General features: G+C 70.5%; 16 protein-coding genes. 10 read left to right on the plus strand and 6 right to left on the minus strand.

What is annotated here, in order from left to right; translation table 11 throughout:
• Nucleotides 1-80: 80 nt before the first annotated feature.
• Entirely contained in the window at nt 81-359 is a 279-nt protein-coding gene (locus JT1_RS09315) for a GIY-YIG nuclease family protein (protein WP_068325314.1), read from the minus strand.
• Between the two features lie 429 nt (nt 360-788).
• On the opposite strand from JT1_RS09315, the gene JT1_RS09320 reads away from it, so the two are divergent.
• The 6 genes from JT1_RS09320 (at nt 789) to JT1_RS09345 (ending at nt 8,694) form a co-directional block, all read left to right on the plus strand.
• Complete coding sequence (locus JT1_RS09320; RefSeq protein ID WP_068325315.1) at nt 789-1,763, plus strand: ABC transporter ATP-binding protein; 975 nt, start codon at nt 789-791, stop codon at nt 1,761-1,763.
• Nucleotides 1,763-2,596, plus strand: a complete 834-nt coding sequence (locus JT1_RS09325; protein ID WP_068325318.1) for an ABC transporter permease — start codon at nt 1,763-1,765, stop codon at nt 2,594-2,596. The genes JT1_RS09320 and JT1_RS09325 overlap by 1 nt, the downstream gene beginning before the upstream one ends.
• Before the next feature lie 220 nt (nt 2,597-2,816).
• A complete protein-coding gene (locus tag JT1_RS09330; RefSeq protein WP_068325320.1) occupies nt 2,817-6,584 on the plus strand; it encodes a multifunctional oxoglutarate decarboxylase/oxoglutarate dehydrogenase thiamine pyrophosphate-binding subunit/dihydrolipoyllysine-residue succinyltransferase subunit in 3,768 nt (1,255 codons plus the stop codon).
• Nucleotides 6,584-6,769: a DUF6104 family protein gene (locus JT1_RS09335; RefSeq protein WP_068325322.1), complete on the plus strand. Its 186-nt coding sequence runs from the start codon at nt 6,584-6,586 to the stop codon at nt 6,767-6,769. Before JT1_RS09330 ends, JT1_RS09335 begins: the two co-directional genes overlap by 1 nt.
• A gap of 49 nt (nt 6,770-6,818) precedes the next feature.
• Nucleotides 6,819-7,478, plus strand: coding sequence for a GDSL-type esterase/lipase family protein (locus tag JT1_RS09340; RefSeq protein WP_082807565.1), 660 nt, complete (start codon nt 6,819-6,821; stop codon nt 7,476-7,478).
• A 169-nt stretch (nt 7,479-7,647) separates the two neighbouring features.
• The gene (locus JT1_RS09345; protein WP_068325324.1) at nt 7,648-8,694 is read left to right on the plus strand and encodes a putative endonuclease domain-containing protein; all 1,047 of its coding nucleotides are present in this window, start codon (nt 7,648-7,650) and stop codon (nt 8,692-8,694) included.
• 131 nt (nt 8,695-8,825) lie between these two features.
• On the opposite strand, the gene rfbB is transcribed toward JT1_RS09345, so the two are convergent.
• From rfbB to JT1_RS09365, 4 genes are all read right to left on the minus strand, one after another.
• A complete protein-coding gene (gene rfbB / locus JT1_RS09350; protein WP_068325326.1) occupies nt 8,826-9,827 on the minus strand; it encodes a dTDP-glucose 4,6-dehydratase in 1,002 nt (333 codons plus the stop codon).
• A 1-nt stretch (nt 9,828) separates the two neighbouring features.
• Complete coding sequence (locus JT1_RS09355) at nt 9,829-11,208, minus strand: sugar nucleotide-binding protein (RefSeq protein WP_068325328.1); 1,380 nt, start codon at nt 11,206-11,208, stop codon at nt 9,829-9,831.
• A 148-nt stretch (nt 11,209-11,356) separates the two neighbouring features.
• Nucleotides 11,357-11,620 carry a hypothetical protein gene (locus tag JT1_RS09360; RefSeq protein ID WP_068325330.1) on the minus strand — a complete coding sequence of 88 codons (264 nt, stop codon included), beginning with the start codon at nt 11,618-11,620 and terminating at the stop codon, nt 11,357-11,359.
• A 12-nt stretch (nt 11,621-11,632) separates the two neighbouring features.
• Nucleotides 11,633-12,064 carry an Hsp20/alpha crystallin family protein gene (locus tag JT1_RS09365; protein ID WP_068325535.1) on the minus strand — a complete coding sequence of 144 codons (432 nt, stop codon included), beginning with the start codon at nt 12,062-12,064 and terminating at the stop codon, nt 11,633-11,635.
• A gap of 115 nt (nt 12,065-12,179) precedes the next feature.
• Between JT1_RS09365 and JT1_RS09370 the strand changes: the two genes are divergently transcribed.
• From JT1_RS09370 to rfbA, 3 genes are read left to right on the plus strand one after another with little or no spacing between them, the layout of a single operon-like run.
• Entirely contained in the window at nt 12,180-12,467 is a 288-nt protein-coding gene (locus tag JT1_RS09370) for a MerR family transcriptional regulator (protein ID WP_068325331.1), read from the plus strand.
• A 21-nt stretch (nt 12,468-12,488) separates the two neighbouring features.
• A complete protein-coding gene (locus JT1_RS09375; protein WP_068325333.1) occupies nt 12,489-12,734 on the plus strand; it encodes a hypothetical protein in 246 nt (81 codons plus the stop codon).
• A gap of 28 nt (nt 12,735-12,762) precedes the next feature.
• The gene (rfbA, locus tag JT1_RS09380; RefSeq protein ID WP_068325335.1) at nt 12,763-13,623 is read left to right on the plus strand and encodes a glucose-1-phosphate thymidylyltransferase RfbA; all 861 of its coding nucleotides are present in this window, start codon (nt 12,763-12,765) and stop codon (nt 13,621-13,623) included.
• 249 nt (nt 13,624-13,872) lie between these two features.
• Here the strand turns inward: rfbA and JT1_RS09385 are convergent, their stop codons facing one another.
• A complete protein-coding gene (locus tag JT1_RS09385) occupies nt 13,873-14,043 on the minus strand; it encodes a hypothetical protein (RefSeq protein ID WP_169701930.1) in 171 nt (56 codons plus the stop codon).
• A 1,027-nt stretch (nt 14,044-15,070) separates the two neighbouring features.
• Between JT1_RS09385 and JT1_RS09390 the strand changes: the two genes are divergently transcribed.
• Nucleotides 15,071-17,011: an outer membrane protein assembly factor BamB family protein gene (locus JT1_RS09390; RefSeq protein WP_169701931.1), complete on the plus strand. Its 1,941-nt coding sequence runs from the start codon at nt 15,071-15,073 to the stop codon at nt 17,009-17,011.
• Nucleotides 17,012-17,104 lie beyond the last annotated feature (93 nt).

A 17,104-nucleotide genomic window follows, 5' to 3' on the forward strand; every position in this document is an offset into this window, starting at 1 on the left:
GCGACCGTCTCGAAGGGGGCGCCCGCCCCACCGCTCCCTGAGGAGGTCGCGCAGCGACCGTCTCGAAGGGGGCGCCCACCTCAGCTCCGCCGCCTGGCCGCCGCCTGGATCGCGCCGAAGTCCCCCCGGATGAGCGCCTCCTTCTTCGCGCGCGACCAGCCGTGCAGCTTCCGCTCCAGCGCATACGCCTCGACGACGCGCTCGGTCTCCAGCGACCAGACGAGCTCCACGGGTGTGCGGGTACTCGTGTACTGCGCTCCCCTGCCTGCGCTGTGCTGGCGCAAGCGCGACTCCAGGTGGTGCGTGCTGCCGACGTAGTAGCTCCCGTCGGCGCACCTGAGCATGTAGACGTGTGCCATCGCTCGATCCCAGCAGGGTCGGCGAGGGGACGAAGGGAGTTATCCACAGTTGTCGGCGGCGGCGCGCCCTTCGAGACGGTCGCTGCGCGACCTCCTCAGGGAGCGGTGGGGGTGGCCCCCCTTCGAGACGGTCGCTGCGCGACCTCCTCAGGGAGCGGTGGGGGTGGCCCCCTTCGAGACGGTCGCTGCGCGACCTCCTCAGGGAGCGGTGGGGTGGGGCCTCCTCAGGGAGCGGTGGGGTGGGCGCCCTTCGAGACGGTCGCTGCGCGACCTCCTCAGGGAGCGGTGGGGTTGCGACCTCCTCAGGGAGCGGTGGGGTTGCGACCTCCTCAGGGAGCGGTGGGGAGGGGACGCGGACGAAACCTATTGGGGGGCACCACGGCCCGCGTGGTTGCATGGGGCCAGCATTTCCAGACGAAGGGGGACCCCATGACGAAAGAGGGCGCGCGCGTAGAGGTGCGCAACCTGACCAAGAGGTTCGGCAGCTTCACCGCTGTCGACGACCTGACCTTCTCGGTCGAGCCTGGCCGGGTCACCGGCTTCCTCGGCCCGAACGGCGCCGGCAAGACGACGACCCTGCGCATGCTGCTCGGCCTCGTGCGCCAGAACCACGGCACGGCGACCATCGACGGCAAGACCTACCGCGAGCTCGACCAGCCGCTGCGGGTCGTCGGTGCCGCGCTGGAGGCGACCAACTTCCACCCCGGCCGCTCGGGCCGCGACCACCTGCGGGTGCTCGCCGCGACGATCGGTGCGCCGAACAGCCGTGTCGACGAGCTCCTCGAGCTCACCGGCATCCCGGCCGCCGCCCGCAAGAACGCGGGCGGCTACAGCATGGGCATGCGCCAACGCCTCGGGCTGGCCGCGGCCCTGCTCGGCGACCCCCGGCTGCTCGTCCTCGACGAGCCGGCCAACGGTCTCGACCCCGAGGGCATCCGGTGGCTGCGGGGGTTCCTGCGCCACCTCGCCGACGTCGAGGGGCGCACGATCCTCATCTCCAGCCACATGCTGCAGGAGATCGAGCAGACCGTCGACGACGTCGTCATCCTCGCCAACGGCAAGCTCGTGAAGGAGGGCACGGTCGACGACCTGCGCGGCGGCGCGACCACCCTCGTGCGCACGACCGACCCCGATTCCCTGCTCGGCGCCCTTCGGGTCGCCGACGTCGTCGCCTCCCGCCAGGAGGACGGCGGCATCGTCGCCCAGACCGAGGACCTGCGCCTCATCGGCGACGTCGCGCTGCGCGCCGGCGTCCCGGTGCACGAGCTGCGCTCCCTCGGCGCCGACCTCGAGCAGCTGTTCTTCTCCCTCACCGAGGGCACCAACCGCAATCTCGCCACCGGGGGGCCCTCCGCCCCGGCCACGGCCGCCACGATCGAGGGCAAGGAAGGGGTGAACGGCTGATGTTGGGTTCCATCACCTCCGAGATCCGCAAGATCTTCACGACCAAGCTCTGGTGGGGCATGGGCATCGGGATGGCGGTCGCCGCCTTCCTCCTGTCGATGGCCGGCGCCTCCTTCCTCGGCCTGACCAACCCCGACGGCTCCAGCGCCGGCTTCGACGAGATGACCCCGGCGCTGGGCCAGATGATCTACACCGCCGGCCTGCTGGGGAACTTCGGCAGCCTCTCGGCGCTCTTCCCGCTGGCCCTCGGTGTCCTGCTCATCACGACGGAGTACCGGCACAAGACCGCGACCGCGACCTACCTGGCCACCCCGCGCCGGTGGGTCGTCGCCGTGGCCAAGACCCTCGCGGTCGTCGTCGTCGGTGCCGTCCTCGGGCTCGTCCACGTCATCGCCTCGGTCGGCGGCGGCGCGCTCGTGCTGACCCTCTTCAAGGACGGCGCTCCCCTGCTCCTCGGCAACAGCGAGGTGCTCTCCTCGCTCGGCACCTCGGTCGTCGCGACGATCGTCTGGACGCTCATCGGCTTCGGCTTCGGCATGCTCGTGCGCAACCAGATCGCGGCCGTGCTGCTCGCGGTGGCCTTCGGCTTCCTCGGCCAGCTGATCCTCAACATCGCCTTCGGCCTGCTGGGGTGGACCACCGCGAGCAAGTTCATCCCGGGCAACCTCACGACGGGGATGCTCGTCACGGGCGACCCGACCAACGGCACGATGACCGCAGGCGCGGAGAGCCCGTACTTCACCTGGTGGGTGTGCGCGCTCATCCTCATCGGGTACGCGGCCGCACTCACGGTCGTCGGCTCGTTCCTGAGCAACCGCAAGGACATCAGCTGAGGGGGTTCCCCCTTCGCCCTGACCGAGACTCGGGTGGTGGCTCGTATCCCTCGCGGATTGCGGCCATCGCCCGAGTCTCGTCTGGTGTGCCCGGTGGCCGGGCATGGTGTTCGTCACGTTAGGCTGACCCGGTGGGTCCGCGCTGACTTCGGGCCCTGATCGCGACTGTGACGAAAGAGGCGTATGCGCCGTGCCTGACCCCCAGGATGGCTCCGTGTCCATGGACGACTTCGGCCCCAACGAGTGGCTGGTGGACGAGCTCTACCAGCAGTTCACGCAGGATCGGAACAGCGTAGACAAGGCGTGGTGGGAGTTCTTCGAGAACTACACGCCGGGACAGGCTGGCGGGAGCTCCAACGGCACCACGGCGAAGGGGGAGGCCCCCGCCGCGAGCGCGCCCGCCGCCAAGGCCGAGCCCAAGAAGGCCGAGCCCAAGAAGGCTGAGGTCAAGCAGGCCGAGCCCGCCAAGACCGAGCCCAAGAAGGCCGAGCCCAAGCCGGCCGAGGCGAAGAAGGCCGAGCCCACCCCTCGCGAGGAGCAGAAGCCCGCGAAGGCGGAGGCGCCGGTCGCCGAGGACGTGCACACCCCCCTTCGTGGTGCTGCCGCCCGGGTCGTCACCAACATGGAGGCCTCGCTCGAGGTCCCGGTCGCGACGAGCGTGCGCGCGATCCCCGCGAAGCTGCTCATCGACAACCGCATCGTCATCAACAACCACCTCGGGCGCAGCCGTGGCGGCAAGGTCTCCTTCACCCACCTCATCGGCTACGCGCTCATCAAGGCGCTGCGGATGATGCCGGAGATGAACGTCGGCTACACGACGAACGAGAAGGGCAAGCCCGTCGTCGTCCAGCCCGCGCACATCGGCCTGGGCATCGCCATCGACCTGCAGAAGGACGACGGCTCCCGCCAGCTCATGGTCCCCGCGGTCAAGCCCGCGGAGACGATGGACTTCACCGGCTTCTGGCGGGCCTACGAGGCCGTCGTCAAGAAGGCCCGCGACGGCAAGCTGGCCGTCGAGGACTTCCAGGGCACGACGATGTCGCTGACCAACCCCGGCGGCATCGGCACGGTCCACTCGATCCCCCGCCTCATGAAGGGCCAGGGCGCCATCATCGGCGTCGGCGCCCTCGACTACCCGGCCGAGTGGCAGGGCGCGAGCACCGAGACGCTCAACCGCAACGCGGTCTCCAAGCTGGTGACGCTCACCTCGACGTACGACCACCGCATCATCCAGGGCGCGCAGTCCGGTGAGTTCCTGCGGGTCGTGCACCAGCTGCTCCTCGGCGCGGAGGACTTCTACGACGAGATCTTCGCCAGCCTGCGCATCCCCTACGAGCCGGTGCGCTGGGTCCAGGACATCTCCACGACCCACGACGACGACATCAACAAGGTCGCTCGTGTGCAGGAGCTCATCCACTCCTACCGGGTCCGCGGCCACCTCATGGCCGACATCGACCCGCTGGAGTACAAGCAGCGTCGCCACGAGGACCTCGACATCACGAGCCACGGCCTGACGCTGTGGGACCTCGACCGCCACTTCGCCACCGGCGGCTTCGGCGGCGAGCCCTTCCTCAAGCTGCGCCACATCCTGGGCATCCTGCGGGACTCCTACTGCCGCACCACCGGCATCGAGTACATGCACATCCAGGACCCCGACCAGCGTCGCTGGATGCAGGAGCGCGTCGAGGTCGGCTACGCCAAGACCACGAGCGACGAGCAGCTGCGGATCCTGCGCCGCCTCAACGCTGCCGAGGCCTTCGAGACCTTCCTGCAGACGAAGTTCGTCGGGCAGAAGCGCTTCTCCCTGGAGGGCGGCGAGTCCGTCATCGCGGTGCTCGACCGCATCCTCACCCGCGCCGCGAGCGAGGGCATGGACGAGGTCTGCATCGGCATGCCGCACCGCGGCCGCCTCAACGTGCTGGCCAACATCGCCGGCAAGTCCTACGCGCAGATCTTCCGCGAGTTCGAGGGCCAGCTCGACCCCAGGTCCGTCCAGGGCTCCGGTGACGTCAAGTACCACCTCGGCACCGAGGGTGAGTTCACCGGCGAGGACGGCGAGACGACCAAGGTCTACCTCGCGGCCAACCCGAGCCACCTCGAGGCGGTCAACCCGGTCCTCGAGGGCATCGTGCGCGCCAAGCAGGACCGGCTCAACCACGGCGGCGAGGACTTCCCCGTGCTGCCGATCCTCATGCACGGTGACGCGGCCTTCGCCGGTCAGGGCGTCGTCGCGGAGACCCTGCAGCAGAGCCAGCTGCGCGGCTACCGCACCGGCGGCACGATCCACGTCGTCGTCAACAACCAGGTCGGCTTCACCACCTCGCCCTCGGCGAGCCGCTCCTCGGTCTACTCGACCGACGTCGCGCGGATGATCCAGGCGCCGATCTTCCACGTCAACGGTGACGACCCGGAGGCCTGCGTGCGGGTCGCCGAGCTCGCCTTCGAGTTCCGGCAGAGGTTCCACAAGGACGTCGTCATCGACGTCGTCTGCTACCGCCGCCGCGGCCACAACGAGGGCGACGACCCGTCGATGACCCAGCCGCTCATGTACAAGCTCATCGAGTCCAAGCGCTCGGTCCGCAAGCTGTACACGGAGAACCTCATCGGCCGCAAGGACATCACGCCGGAGGAGGCCGACGCCGCGCTGCGCGACTACCAGGCCCAGCTCGAGCGGGTCTTCGTCGAGACCAAGGAGGCCCTCAAGCAGGGCCCCGACTCCCCCGCCGACCAGGCCGGGTCCGGGTCGAGCGACGTCCCCGACAACGCCGGCCTGGAGCGTCCCGCAGCGCAGACGAGCGACCGCACGAGGCACTCGGCGGTCGACACGGCGATCTCGGAGACCGACCTCAAGCACATCGGTGACGTCTTCGACTCCCCCCCGGCCGACTTCACGATCCACCCGAAGCTGCAGCAGGCGATGCAGAAGCGCGCCGCCTCGGTCAGCGAGGGCGGGATCGACTGGGGCACCGGCGAGATGATCGCCTACGGCTCGCTCCTCATGGACGGCACCCCGGTGCGTCTGGCCGGTCAGGACTCGCGGCGCGGCACCTTCGTCCAGCGTCACGCCGTCCTCATCGACAAGAACACCGGTGAGGAGTGGACGCCGCTGAACTACCTCGGTGGCGACCAGGCCCGCTTCTGGGTGTACGACTCGCTGCTGTCGGAGTTCGCGGCCCTCGGCTTCGAGTACGGCTACTCCGTCGAGCGTCCCGACGCGCTCGTGCTGTGGGAGGCCCAGTTCGGTGACTTCGTCAACGGCGCGGCCACGATCATCGACGAGTTCATCTCCTCCTCGGAGCAGAAGTGGGGCCAGAACTCCTCGGTCGTCCTCCTCCTGCCGCACGGCTACGAGGGCCAGGGGCCGGACCACTCCTCCGCCCGCATCGAGCGCTTCCTCGCGCTGTGCGCGCAGAACAACATGACGGTGGCCTTCCCGTCGACGCCGGCGAGCTACTTCCACCTGCTGCGTCGTCAGGCCTACCACCGTCCGCGTCGTCCGCTCATCGTCTTCACGCCGAAGTCGATGCTGCGCCTCAAGGCCGCGAGCAGCCAGCCGGAGGACTTCACGACGGGCACCTTCCGCGCGGTCCTGCCGGACCTGGTCCAGCCGAAGGGCGACCAGGTCACCCGGGTGCTCATCGCCGCCGGCAAGGTGACGTGGGACCTCGAGGCCGAGCGCAAGAAGCGGGGCGACGAGACCACCGCGATCCTGCACCTCGAGCGCTTCTACCCGCTGCCGGGCGAGGAGCTCGCGGCCGAGCTGAAGCACTACCCGAATGCCGAGCTCGTGCTCGTGCAGGAGGAGCCGCAGAACCAGGGTGCATGGCCCTTCCTCGCCATGAACCTGCCGGGTGACCTCGCCGCCCATGGCGAGACCCGCACCCTGCGTGCGGTCACCCGCCCGGCGAGCGCCTCCCCGGCGGCCGGCACGGCGAAGAAGCACGCAGCGGAGCAGGCGGAGATCATCCGCACCGCCTTCGATCGCTGATGTACTTCACCGACCGCGGGATCGAGGAGCTCGCGGACCGGCGTGGTGAGGAGCAGGTCACTCTCGAGTGGGTGAGTGACCAGCTCCGCACCTTCGTCGACCTCCACCCCGAGTTCGAGACGCCGATCGAGAGACTCGCGTCGTGGCTGGCACGCCTCGACGACGATGAGCTCGACGACGAGTAACGTCGGGGGCCAGTCCACTTCCGTACCGACCCCCAGGAGCACCCCCGACGTGAGCGGCCACCCGATGACCGACGCTGCCGGCAACGAGTTCACCCCGAGCGCCACCTTCACCACGGAGGACGGACGACGGGAGATCGCGCTGGTCTTCATCGGCGACAGCTTCGTCGCCGGTGTCGGTGACGACAAGGCCCTCGGCTGGACCGGTCGGGTCATGGCCCGCACCTCGGTCCCCGAGGCCCTCGTCGCGCAGTACAACCTCGGTGTGCGCGGCGAGACCGCCGGTGGGGTCGCCGAGCGGTGGCTCACGGAGGGCGTGCGTCGCTTCGACGGCGTCACCGAGCGTCGGCTCGTCGTGCAGGTCGGTCACGCCGACGTGCAGGCGGGCACCTCGATCGCCCGGCTGCGGCTCAACCTGGCCAACATCCTCGACGAGGCCTCGAGCCAGGGCGTCGCGACCTTCGTCGTCGGTCCCCCGCCGTCCGCCGACCCCGAGACCAACGACGCGCTGCGGCACGTCGTCGAGGCCCAGCGCGATGTCTGCGACCGCCGCGGCGTGACCTTCGTCGACACCTTCACCCCGCTCGTCGGGCACGACCAGTGGGAGTCCGACCTCGCCGCCTCCGTGGACGGCACGCACCCCGGCCAGGCCGGCTACGGCCTCATCGCCTGGCTCGTGCTGCACCACGGCTGGGGCGAGTGGCTGGGCTAGAGGTCCCCCCTCCCGGTTCGAGGTAATCCCGACCGGCTATCCGGTCGCTCACCCGTCGACCCCTGATACCTCGACCCGCGTCATCCCCACACCTCCTGCGTGAGCGGCTCCCGTCCACCGATGGCGAGCGCACCCCGCGGGCGAAGGGAGAGCCCGTCACCGTGCTCTCATGACCACCAGGGAGACCCCGCTCGAGCGGCACCGGCGCGTGCTGGCCGTCGCGGCCGACACGGACCACGTCATGAACCATGCCGCCCTCCGCGCGATCGACGTCACCAGGCAGCAGGCGGCCCGCCAGGTCGCGGCCGGTCGGTGGGCGCGGCACGGCAGCCAGACCTTCGCCATGCACACGGGCGAGCTGAGCTTCGAGGCACTGTGTCGCCGCGCGGTGTGGGAGGTCGGGGAGCGGGTCACGCTCGTCGACGGGGTCACCTCCCTTCGCCTCGCGGGCCTCAAGGGGTGGCAGGACGACGACGTGCACGTCTCGCTCCTGCACACCCACGACCCGAGTCCGCGCGGGGGCATCCGGATCCACAAGGTCATCCGCAGGACCGAAGGGGAGGCCCTCACCCTCGGCATCCCCCGCACCAGGCCCGCCGTCGCCGCGATCCGGGCGGCGCACTGGGCGGCGACAGACCGAGCGGCCGCGACGATCCTCGCGATGACGGCGCAGCAGCGCCTCGCTACCGGGTGGCAGCTGGTCGACGCTCAGCACGAGGTGCGGGGTCGCACTCGACGGGCCTTCATCAAGCAGGTGGTGCGTGACGTCGCCGACGGCGCCCAGTCGCTCGGCGAGTTGGACTTCACGGCCGCCTGCCGCTCGCGTGGCCTGCCCGAGCCCACCCGTCAGGCCGTGCGCCGGGGCCGGGACGGTCGCGTCTACCTCGACGCGTACTTCGAGGAGTACGGCGTGGTGGTCGAGATCGACGGCGCGGGCCACCTGTGGGGGCTCACCGGTGTGGCCGACGCCCTGCGCGCCAACCAGGTCGTCATCGACGGGGACCGGGTGCTGCGGATCAACCTCATCGGGTGGCGGCTGGACGAGGACGCCTTCATGGACCAGCTCACCTTCGCCCTCGGGTCCAACTGGGCACGGGACAACCTCGCGCGGTACCTGCGCGACCACCCGGACGTCACGCCCCCTCCCCCGATCCCGGCGCCGTCGCCTCGCCCCCGACGCCCGCGGGGCCAGGCCCCCCGGACCCGTTCGAGGTAAAACCGGTCGAAGGGTGAGCGACCGGATAGCCGGTCGGAGATACCTCGACCCATTGGGCCGCTCATTCGAGGTATCAGGGGTCGAAGGGTGAGCGACCGGATAGGCGTCCCCGAATACCTCGAACGGGCAGCTCAGGCGCCCAGCACCCGCTCGGTCGCCGAGTACCGCTCCTCGGCGGCGGCCTTCTGCGGCCGCCACCACGCCTCGTTGTCCCGGTACCACTCGATCGTCGCCGCCAGCCCGGCCTCGAAGTCCCCGTACGCAGGCTCCCACCCGAGCTCGGACCGCAGCCTCGAGGCGTCGATGGCGTAGCGCCGGTCGTGGCCCGGCCGGTCGGTCACGTGGTCGAAGTCGTCCGCGGACCGCCCCATCAGCCGCAGCACGGCCTCGACGACCCGACGGTTGTCGACCTCGCCGTCGGCGCCGATGAGGTAGGTCTCCCCCAGCCGGCCGCGGTCGATGATCGTCCACACCGCGCTGTTGTGGTCGTCGACGTGGATCCAGTCGCGCACGTTGAGCCCGTCACCGTAGAGCCGCGGACGGCGCCCGTCGATGATCTCGGTGACTTGGCGCGGGATGAACTTCTCCACGTGCTGGCGCGGCCCGTAGTTGTTGGAGCAGTTGGAGATCGTCGCGGCCACACCGAAGGACCGCACCCACGCCCGCACCAGCAGGTCGGACGCCCCCTTCGTCGACGAGTAGGGACTGGACGGGTTGTACGGGGTCTCCTCGGTGAACCGCTCCGGCGCATCGAGCTCGAGGTCGCCGTAGACCTCGTCGGTGGAGATGTGGTGGTAGCGCACGTCGTGGCGGCGCACGGCCTCGAGCAGCTGGTAGGTCCCCATGACATTGGTCTCGACGAAGATCCCCGGCGAGGCCAGCGAGTTGTCGTTGTGCGACTCCGCGGCGAAGTGCACGACGACATCCGACTCCCGCACCAGCGCGTCGACGAGCTCACCGTCACCGACGCTGCCCTCGACGAGCCGCACGCCCGTCCCCTCGAGCGAGGACCGGTGGCCCGCGTACGTCAGCGCGTCGAGCACCGTCACCTCAGCGTCCGGCCGCGTCGCCAGGGTCTGGTGGACGAAGTTGCTCCCGATGAACCCGGCCCCGCCGGTGACGAGTACGCGCATGTCAGATCCCCTCCACGTAGCGCCGCAGCGCATCCATTTGGTCGACCGGCTCGTACCCGGCCGCCCGCAGCTTGTCCAGCGCGAGCGTGGAGTGCGTCGGCCGCGGCGCCATCGGCCGCCCGGCGGCGTACTCGGCCGTCGTCACCGCGACGACGTCCTCGCGGGCGCGGCCGCGCAACGCGAAGACCTCCCGCGCGATCCCGGCCCAGGTGAGCGGGGGCCCGTCCTGCGTGACGTTGTACGTGCCGAAGGGGGCCGACCGCGCCACCAGGTGCAGCGTCGCCGCGGCGATCTCGTCCGCGAAGGCCAGCCTCCCGGTCTGGTCGTCGACGACAGAGGGGGACCTCCCTTCGTCGGCGAGGCGGGCCATGGTCCGTACGAAGTTGCCGCCCTCCCCCACGACCCACGACGTGCGCAGCAGGTAGTGCCGCGGCGCGACGGCGACGGCGAGGTCACCGGCGGCCTTGGTGCGGCCGTACTCGCCGAGCGGGGCGAGGGCCTCGCTCTCGTCGTGCGTCTCGACGTGCCCGTCGAAGACGTAGTCCGAGGAGTAGTGCACGAGCGTGAACCCGTCGCTCACCGCGCGTCGGGCCAGCTGCGCCGGCAGTTGCGAGTTCAGGCGCCAGGCGAGCCGGGAGCCCTCGGGGGTCTCGGCGTCGTCGACCGCGGTCATCGCGGCGGCGTTGATCACGAGGTCGTGCCGGGTGAGGTCGTAGGCGTCGAGCACGGCGGGGTCGGTGAGGTCGAGCTCGGCGCGCGTCGGCGCGACCGCGTCGGGCAGGAGCGCGCGCAGGGCCCGGCCGATCTGCCCGGCGCCGCCGAGGACGAGCGCCGGCCTCGGGGCGAAGGGGGTGACCTCCCCCAGCTGCGGGTTCGCCCGGTCCTTGTCGCTGATCTCGCTCTGCGACAACGGGATCGGCCAGTCGATCGCGACGCTCGGGTCGTCCAGCGCAAGCGCGGGGTAGGTCGGTCCGGGGCGCCAGTGCGCGTTGACGAGATAGCTGTAGACGGTCTCGTCGGCGAGCGCCTGGTAGGAGTTGCCGACGCCACGCGGCACGAAGACCGCCGTGCCCGGCTCGACCTCGAGGGTGAAGCTCGTCCCGAAGCCCTCCCCCGCGCGCAGGTCCACCCACGCACCGAAGACCCGCCCGTGGACGACCGTGACGTACTTGTCCCACGGCTCCGCGTGGATGCCGCGGGTCGCGCCCCGCGCGTCGTTGTGGCTGATGTTGTGCTGGACCGGCCCGAAGTCCGGCAGCCCCGCCGCGACCATCTTCGCCCGCTGCCACGCCTCCTCGAACCACCCGCGGGCATCGCGGTGGACGGGCGTGCGCACCACGAGCAGCCCGGGGACTGGCGTGCGCTCGACGGTGAGGTCCATGCAGCGAGGCTATCGGCGCGGAGCTGCCGAAGGCCGGGCCCGGCCCCCTTCGACCGTGGTGTCGTCGTGACCCGGGACGCCGTCGTGCCGACCGGCGTGGGCAGGGTGAAGGACGGGGGGCGGGGCGGCGGCCTCCGGCAGACCGGCCTCAGCTGCGCGGAGGTGAGCGCTCCCGGGCCCAGGGCTCGATGGGCGGCGGGTGGAGCGTCGGTCCGGGGACGTCGTCCTCGGGGGTCAGTGCCACCCGCTCGCGGTCGCGTCCACCCCTGGCGCAGGCGGTCTCGGCTGGAGGGTCGGAGTCGATGACCGCGTCGAGCTCCAGGAGCAGCAACTCGTCATCGCCGAGGACCTCCAGGAACCGCTCCACGGCTGCCTCGGTGAGGTCGTCCTGCGGGATCGTGCCGGCGAGCACGGCGCACCTCGCTCAGGCGTCGATCGCCTGCTGGCCCTCACCGCGGCCGGCAGCGATCTCGATCTTGCGGGGCTTGGCCTGCTCGGCGACCGGGATCCGCAGGGTGAGCACGCCGGCGTCGTACGAGGCCTCGATGTGCTGGGTGTCGAGGTTGTCGCCGAGGACGAGCTGCCGGCTGAAGGTCCCCCTGCGGCGCTCCGCCGCGATCATCTCCTGGTCCCCGCTCCTCGCCGGCCGCTCGGCCGTCACGGTGACGACATTGCGCTCGACGTCGAGGTCGATGTCCTGCGAGGCGAGTCCGGGCAGGTCGAACTCGACGATGAAGGTCTCGCCCTCACGCCACGCGTCCATGGGCATCGCCGTGGGAGCCAGGCTCCCGTCACCGCGAAACAGCTGCTGAGTGACGCGGTCGAGCTCCCGGAACGGATCGGTGCGCATCAGCATCTGTGCCATCGTGTCCAACTCCTTCCCTCGTGCTGGGCCACCACCTGATCTGTGGTGGCGGTGATAGATTTTTTATAGCAAGATCGAGCGAGACACACAAGACCCGAGGAGCGAGATGACGGCGACTGATCCGGCACGTGGGGTGTACGGGATCTCGGTGGCGGCGGACCTGGTGGGCATGGGCTCGCAGCAGCTGCGCTGGTACGAGACGCAGGGGCTGCTGAGCCCCGACCGCACGCCCGGAGGCACCCGGCGCTACAGCGACGACGACCTGACGCGCCTGCGCCGCATCGACGCGCTCCTCGACGCCGGGCTCAACACCGCCGGCGTCGCGATGGTCATCGAGCTGCAGGACGAGATCGACGACCTCAACGAGGAGCTCACCCGAGCACGACAGCCCTGACACCCCTGGAAGGACACGGATGTGGACACCCGAGCGCTCCCCTTCCCGCCGGCCCGTGGCGCGGACCGGCACGACACGCGGGACATCGGCACGCCCGCGACACCGCTGGACTCCCTCACCGTGCGGGAGCTGATCGCGCGGCTCGCCCGGACCGAGGACCAGCTCAACCTCGCGCGGCTGCAGGACGGTGCGGGTGGATCGGAACCGGTCGGCCACCTGCTGAGCGAACAGCTGGAGATCATCAGCGAGCTGCGACGACGCCATTGACACCGGTCGAGGGCCTACGCTCGGGCTCATGCGCGGGATCATCCTCGCCGGGGGGACGGGTTCCCGGCTGCACCCCATCACCCTCGCCGTCTCCAAGCAGCTCCTGCCGGTCTACGACAAGCCGATGATCTACTACCCGCTCAGCACGCTGATGCTGGCGGGGATCCGCGACATCCTCGTCATCACGACGCCGCAGGACGCGCCCCAGTTCGAGCGGCTGCTCGGGGACGGGAGCCAGCTGGGCGTGTCGATCACCTTCGCGCAGCAGCCGAGCCCGGACGGGCTCGCGCAGGCCTTCCTCATCGGTGAGGAGCACCTCGCGGGCGGGCCCGCAGGGCTCGTGCTCGGCGACAACATCTTCTACGGGCCGGGTCTGGGCACGCAGCTGCGGCACTACGCGCACATCGAGGGTGCGGCGGTCTTCGGGTACCAGGTCGTCAACCCGCACGACTACGGCGTGGTCGACTTCGACGACGAAGGGAGGGCCCTGCACCTGGAGGAGAAGCCGGCCAACCCGCGCAGCCGGTTCGCCGTGCCGGGTCTGTACTTCTACGACGAGACCGTCGTCGAGCGGGCCCGCGGGCTGCGCCCGTCAGCACGTGGCGAGCTGGAGATCACCGACCTCAACCGCACGTACCTGGACGAAGGGAGGCTGCAGGTCGAGGTCCTGCCTCGCGGCACCGCGTGGCTCGACACCGGCACCTTCGCCTCCCTCAACGACGCCAGCAACTACGTGCGCACGCTCGAGAACCGGCAGGGCCTGAAGATCGGCTGCCCCGAGGAGGTCGCCTGGCGGATGGGCTTCATCGACGACGCCGCCCTCCGCGAGCGCGCCGAGCCCCTGGTCAAGAGCAGCTACGGCGCCTACCTCCTCGACCTGCTGGCCTGACCCCCGCTCCCAACCCTTCACCGCTCCCTGAGGAGCTCGCGCCCCCCTCACCGTTCCCTGAGGAGCTCGCGCACTGCTCACCGCTCCCTGAGGAGCTCGCGCAGCGCTCACCGCTCCCTGAGGAGCTCGCGCACTGCTCACCGCTCCCTGAGGAGCTCGCGCACTGCTCACCGCTCCCTGAGGAGCTCGCGCACTGCTCACCGCTCCCTGAGGAGCTCGCGCAGCGAGCGTCTCGAAGGGGGCACCCCCTCACTCAGACCCGACGATGACTCGAAAGAGCGAGGCGAGGTGGTCGCAGCGGTCCGGCGTGGCCCCAGGGGCGACGACGGAAGGGTCGTGCGTGGCGATGAGCAGCTCGTTGACGATGATCCACAGGGTGAGCAGTGCGTCCTCGAGGTCTCCGGACTCCTCAGCGCTCACCAGCAGGTCTCGTAGGCCCGGCTCCGCCGCGACCACGGCGGCCACCCGGCTCGACGGTGACCGGCTGCGTGCTGGGATCGGGCGAAACCGACGATGCGACCCAGTTCGGCCAGTGGCACGGGACTGGCGGGCCCGTGCGAGGCAAGGAGGACCAAGGACGACCTCGCGTACTCACCGAAGCGCGCCGGGAGCAGCAGGCACACGCCCGGACACCCGGGGCACGAGTGGTAGCCCTCGAAGAGAGGCGCGGGAGAGGAGGAAGCGACACCGGTGACCCGGTAGCAGCGTGAGCACCACCAGAGGGCCGCTTCGCCCTCGCCATCGCCCACCATGCCGTCTCCTTCGCCACGGACACCGGCTGCGGGAGTACCCAAACACGACAGAAAGAACCACATCTGCGGGGTGGTCTGCGTCACGGCGCGCCGTGCCCTCAGGATCTCGGCTTTACGCTCCCTGAGGAGCTCACCTCCACGCTCACCCCCACGCTCCCTGATGAGCTCGCGCAGTGAGCGTCTCGAATGGCCCTCACCCACGCGCGCCGCCGCCACCGCCTCACCCATACTGCCGCTCGACCGCCGCGGCCACCTCGGCTGCCATCCGGGTCGCAGACCTCCTGCGGCTGCCAGTGGGGTCGGCGACGTCGTCCGCTCCCTCTGCGACGCCGCTGACTCCCCCCTCGCGCGCCAGCTGCGAAGGGAGCACCGCTGGGGTCGACGGGATCGCCCACGAGCGCCATCGTCCCGGCGCTCGAGACCTCGAAGGTACCCGGCCGAACCTCGTCAAGCCGTGCTGGAGGTCCAGATGCACGTAGGGACCTTGGGCGCGATCTCCGCCGCCGTATGCTGATTCCGCCTCAACGCACCCGGATCTTCGGAGCCCCTCTCACATGCCGCGTCACCGTATCGCTGCCCTCCGAGGACTCCGGCGGAGGCGTCGGACCACCTGGCTCGCGATCGCGATCGTCCTTCTGCTCGCGCTCGTCGCGGCGGTCGCCTTGACCGTCGACCGGACCGACCAGCGGACCGGCATGGAGCCCACGAACGAGTGGCGAACACCACTGGACAGCGAGGCCCGGACCAAGACGAGCGCGGCGCTCGTCGTCGACGGTCGACCCAAGCTCGCGGCCGTCGTCTCGGGAGGGCCCGCAGAGCTCCAGGTGCTCGACGTCGAAACAGGAGAGGTGGACAGCGCGGTCGGCCTGCCGGGCATGGTGAGCGGCGAAGCCATCGCCGTGGGCGGAGACGGCCACATCTACGTCGGAGGGGACTCCGGGCACGTCTTCCGGTACTCGCCCGGGTCGGCCACCGCGGATGATCTGGGCGCGGCCACTCCAGGCACGACCAACATCTTCGACATGTCCGTCGCACCGGACGGCTCGGTCTGGGGTGGCAGCTACCCGACGGGGGAGTTGTGGCACCTCGACCCGGCCTCGGGGAGGATCGACAACCTCGGGCAGGTCCGACCGGGAGCGACCTACGCCCGCAGCGTGACGGTCGACGGCCGCTACGCATACGTCGCGGTGGGCGCGACCCGCCCCGAGATCATCCGGGTCGACGTCCGTGACCCGGCCAGCAAGACACGGATCGCCCTGCCCGAGCCCTTGACCGCCGGGATCATCAGCGAGGTGCGGGTCCTGGGCAACTTCCTCGCCGTGCGGCTCCCGTCGGGCTCGACCGCGAACGGGACGACGCACCCCGCGCAGCGACGCCTGTACGACCTGCGTCGCGGGTCGTGGGACGTCCCGGCGAATGTCACCGGGCAGTCCCCCTCCCCTGTCGACAGTCGCGGCGAGTTCCACTACGTCGCCGACGGCCAGCTGTGGGGGGTCAGCGCCACGACGGGCACGAAGCGCGCGATGGCCTCCGTCGGAGCAGCCGTCGGCCGGGATCGTCACATCGTCCACGGGGGCTTCGGCGACGACACGGCTGACTGGATGCTCACCTTCGTCCCGCAGTCCCAGGAGATCAAGGCGGTCAACCTCACGACCTTCGACCAGCGCACCCTCCCCGCTCGGCTGCAGCCTGTGCCGATGGCCATCAAGTCACTCTCGGCCGGGGACGACGGACGCGTCTTCGTCGGCGGGTTCGGCGGTGCGAGCCTGGCCATCGTCAATCTTCGTACCGGCGCGACGACCCACTTGCCGCGACGGCCGACGCCCCCCGGTCCGGGGACCATCGGGGAGATCGAGGGAACGATCGCGCACGGCCGCTACCAGTACCTCGGCTCCTACACCGGCGGCAAGATCTTCCGGTACGACCGCTCGCGGCCGTGGGTCGACGGGACGAATCCCCAGCTCATCGCGAGCCTCGGCTCCTCCCACGGCCAGGACCGACCCGTGGCATGGGCCACGGCTGGACCACGGACCCTCTTCGGCACGATCCCCACGTACGGCGAGGTCGGAGGTGGTCTCGGGGTCATCCACTCCGACCAGGCCGACCCCACCTTCGTGCGCAACGTCGTCCCCGAGCAGTCCGTCGTCGCACTGACCGCCGTCGGCGACGTGGCCTACGGGGGCACCTCGCGTTGGGGAGGACTTGGTGCGCCCCCGTCCACCGGCGACGCCAAGGTCTTTGCCTATGACACACGGCTGGGTCGGAAGCTGTGGGAGGTCGCACCCGAACCGGGCGCCCAGTCGTTCGGCTCGATCGTCGCCGACGACTCGGGTCGGCTCTGGGTCGCCGGCTCAGGCACCCTCTACCAGCTGGATCGACGGACGGGGGCAACGCTCCGCAAGGTCACCGTGCACCCCCCTTCGCTGGCCGCGCGCCCCACCTACGCCTCCTCGGCACTGGTGGTCCACGAGGGCGCGATCTACTTCCAGTCGGGCGACAAGATCCACGCGGTCGACCCGGACACCCTCGACGTGACGACGGTGGTCCCCTCCGGAGTGACCGCGCCCCGGTTGGCCGTCGTCGACCACCAGCTGGTCTACCCGGCCGGCACACGCCTGAAAACCGTCATGCTGTGACCGTCCTCAGCGCCCGTACGCTCCTGCGAGCCGCCGGCGACTCACAACATCTGCCACACTCGCCACAGGGGTTTGTGATCCTGTGCAGACGAA

This window comes from Janibacter terrae NBRC 107853 (genome assembly GCF_001591405.1).
GTDB classification, from domain to species: Bacteria; Actinomycetota; Actinomycetes; order Actinomycetales; family Dermatophilaceae; genus Janibacter; species Janibacter terrae.

Bases quoted from the DNA above. Each gene is read 5' to 3' on its own strand.
- JT1_RS09315 (WP_068325314.1), bottom strand. From the start codon at position 359: ATGGCACACGTCTACATGCTCAGGTGCGCCGACGGGAGCTACTACGTC.
- JT1_RS09320 (WP_068325315.1), top strand. From the start codon at position 789: ATGACGAAAGAGGGCGCGCGCGTAGAGGTGCGCAACCTGACCAAGAGG.
- JT1_RS09325 (WP_068325318.1), top strand. From the start codon at position 1,763: ATGTTGGGTTCCATCACCTCCGAGATCCGCAAGATCTTCACGACCAAG.
- JT1_RS09330 (WP_068325320.1), top strand. From the start codon at position 2,817: ATGGACGACTTCGGCCCCAACGAGTGGCTGGTGGACGAGCTCTACCAG.
- JT1_RS09335 (WP_068325322.1), top strand. From the start codon at position 6,584: ATGTACTTCACCGACCGCGGGATCGAGGAGCTCGCGGACCGGCGTGGT.
- JT1_RS09345 (WP_068325324.1), top strand. From the start codon at position 7,648: ATGACCACCAGGGAGACCCCGCTCGAGCGGCACCGGCGCGTGCTGGCC.
- rfbB (WP_068325326.1), bottom strand. From the start codon at position 9,827: ATGCGCGTACTCGTCACCGGCGGGGCCGGGTTCATCGGGAGCAACTTC.
- JT1_RS09355 (WP_068325328.1), bottom strand. From the start codon at position 11,208: ATGGACCTCACCGTCGAGCGCACGCCAGTCCCCGGGCTGCTCGTGGTG.
- JT1_RS09365 (WP_068325535.1), bottom strand. From the start codon at position 12,064: ATGCTGATGCGCACCGATCCGTTCCGGGAGCTCGACCGCGTCACTCAG.
- JT1_RS09370 (WP_068325331.1), top strand. From the start codon at position 12,180: ATGACGGCGACTGATCCGGCACGTGGGGTGTACGGGATCTCGGTGGCG.
- rfbA (WP_068325335.1), top strand. From the start codon at position 12,763: ATGCGCGGGATCATCCTCGCCGGGGGGACGGGTTCCCGGCTGCACCCC.
- JT1_RS09390 (WP_169701931.1), top strand. From the start codon at position 15,071: ATGGAGCCCACGAACGAGTGGCGAACACCACTGGACAGCGAGGCCCGG.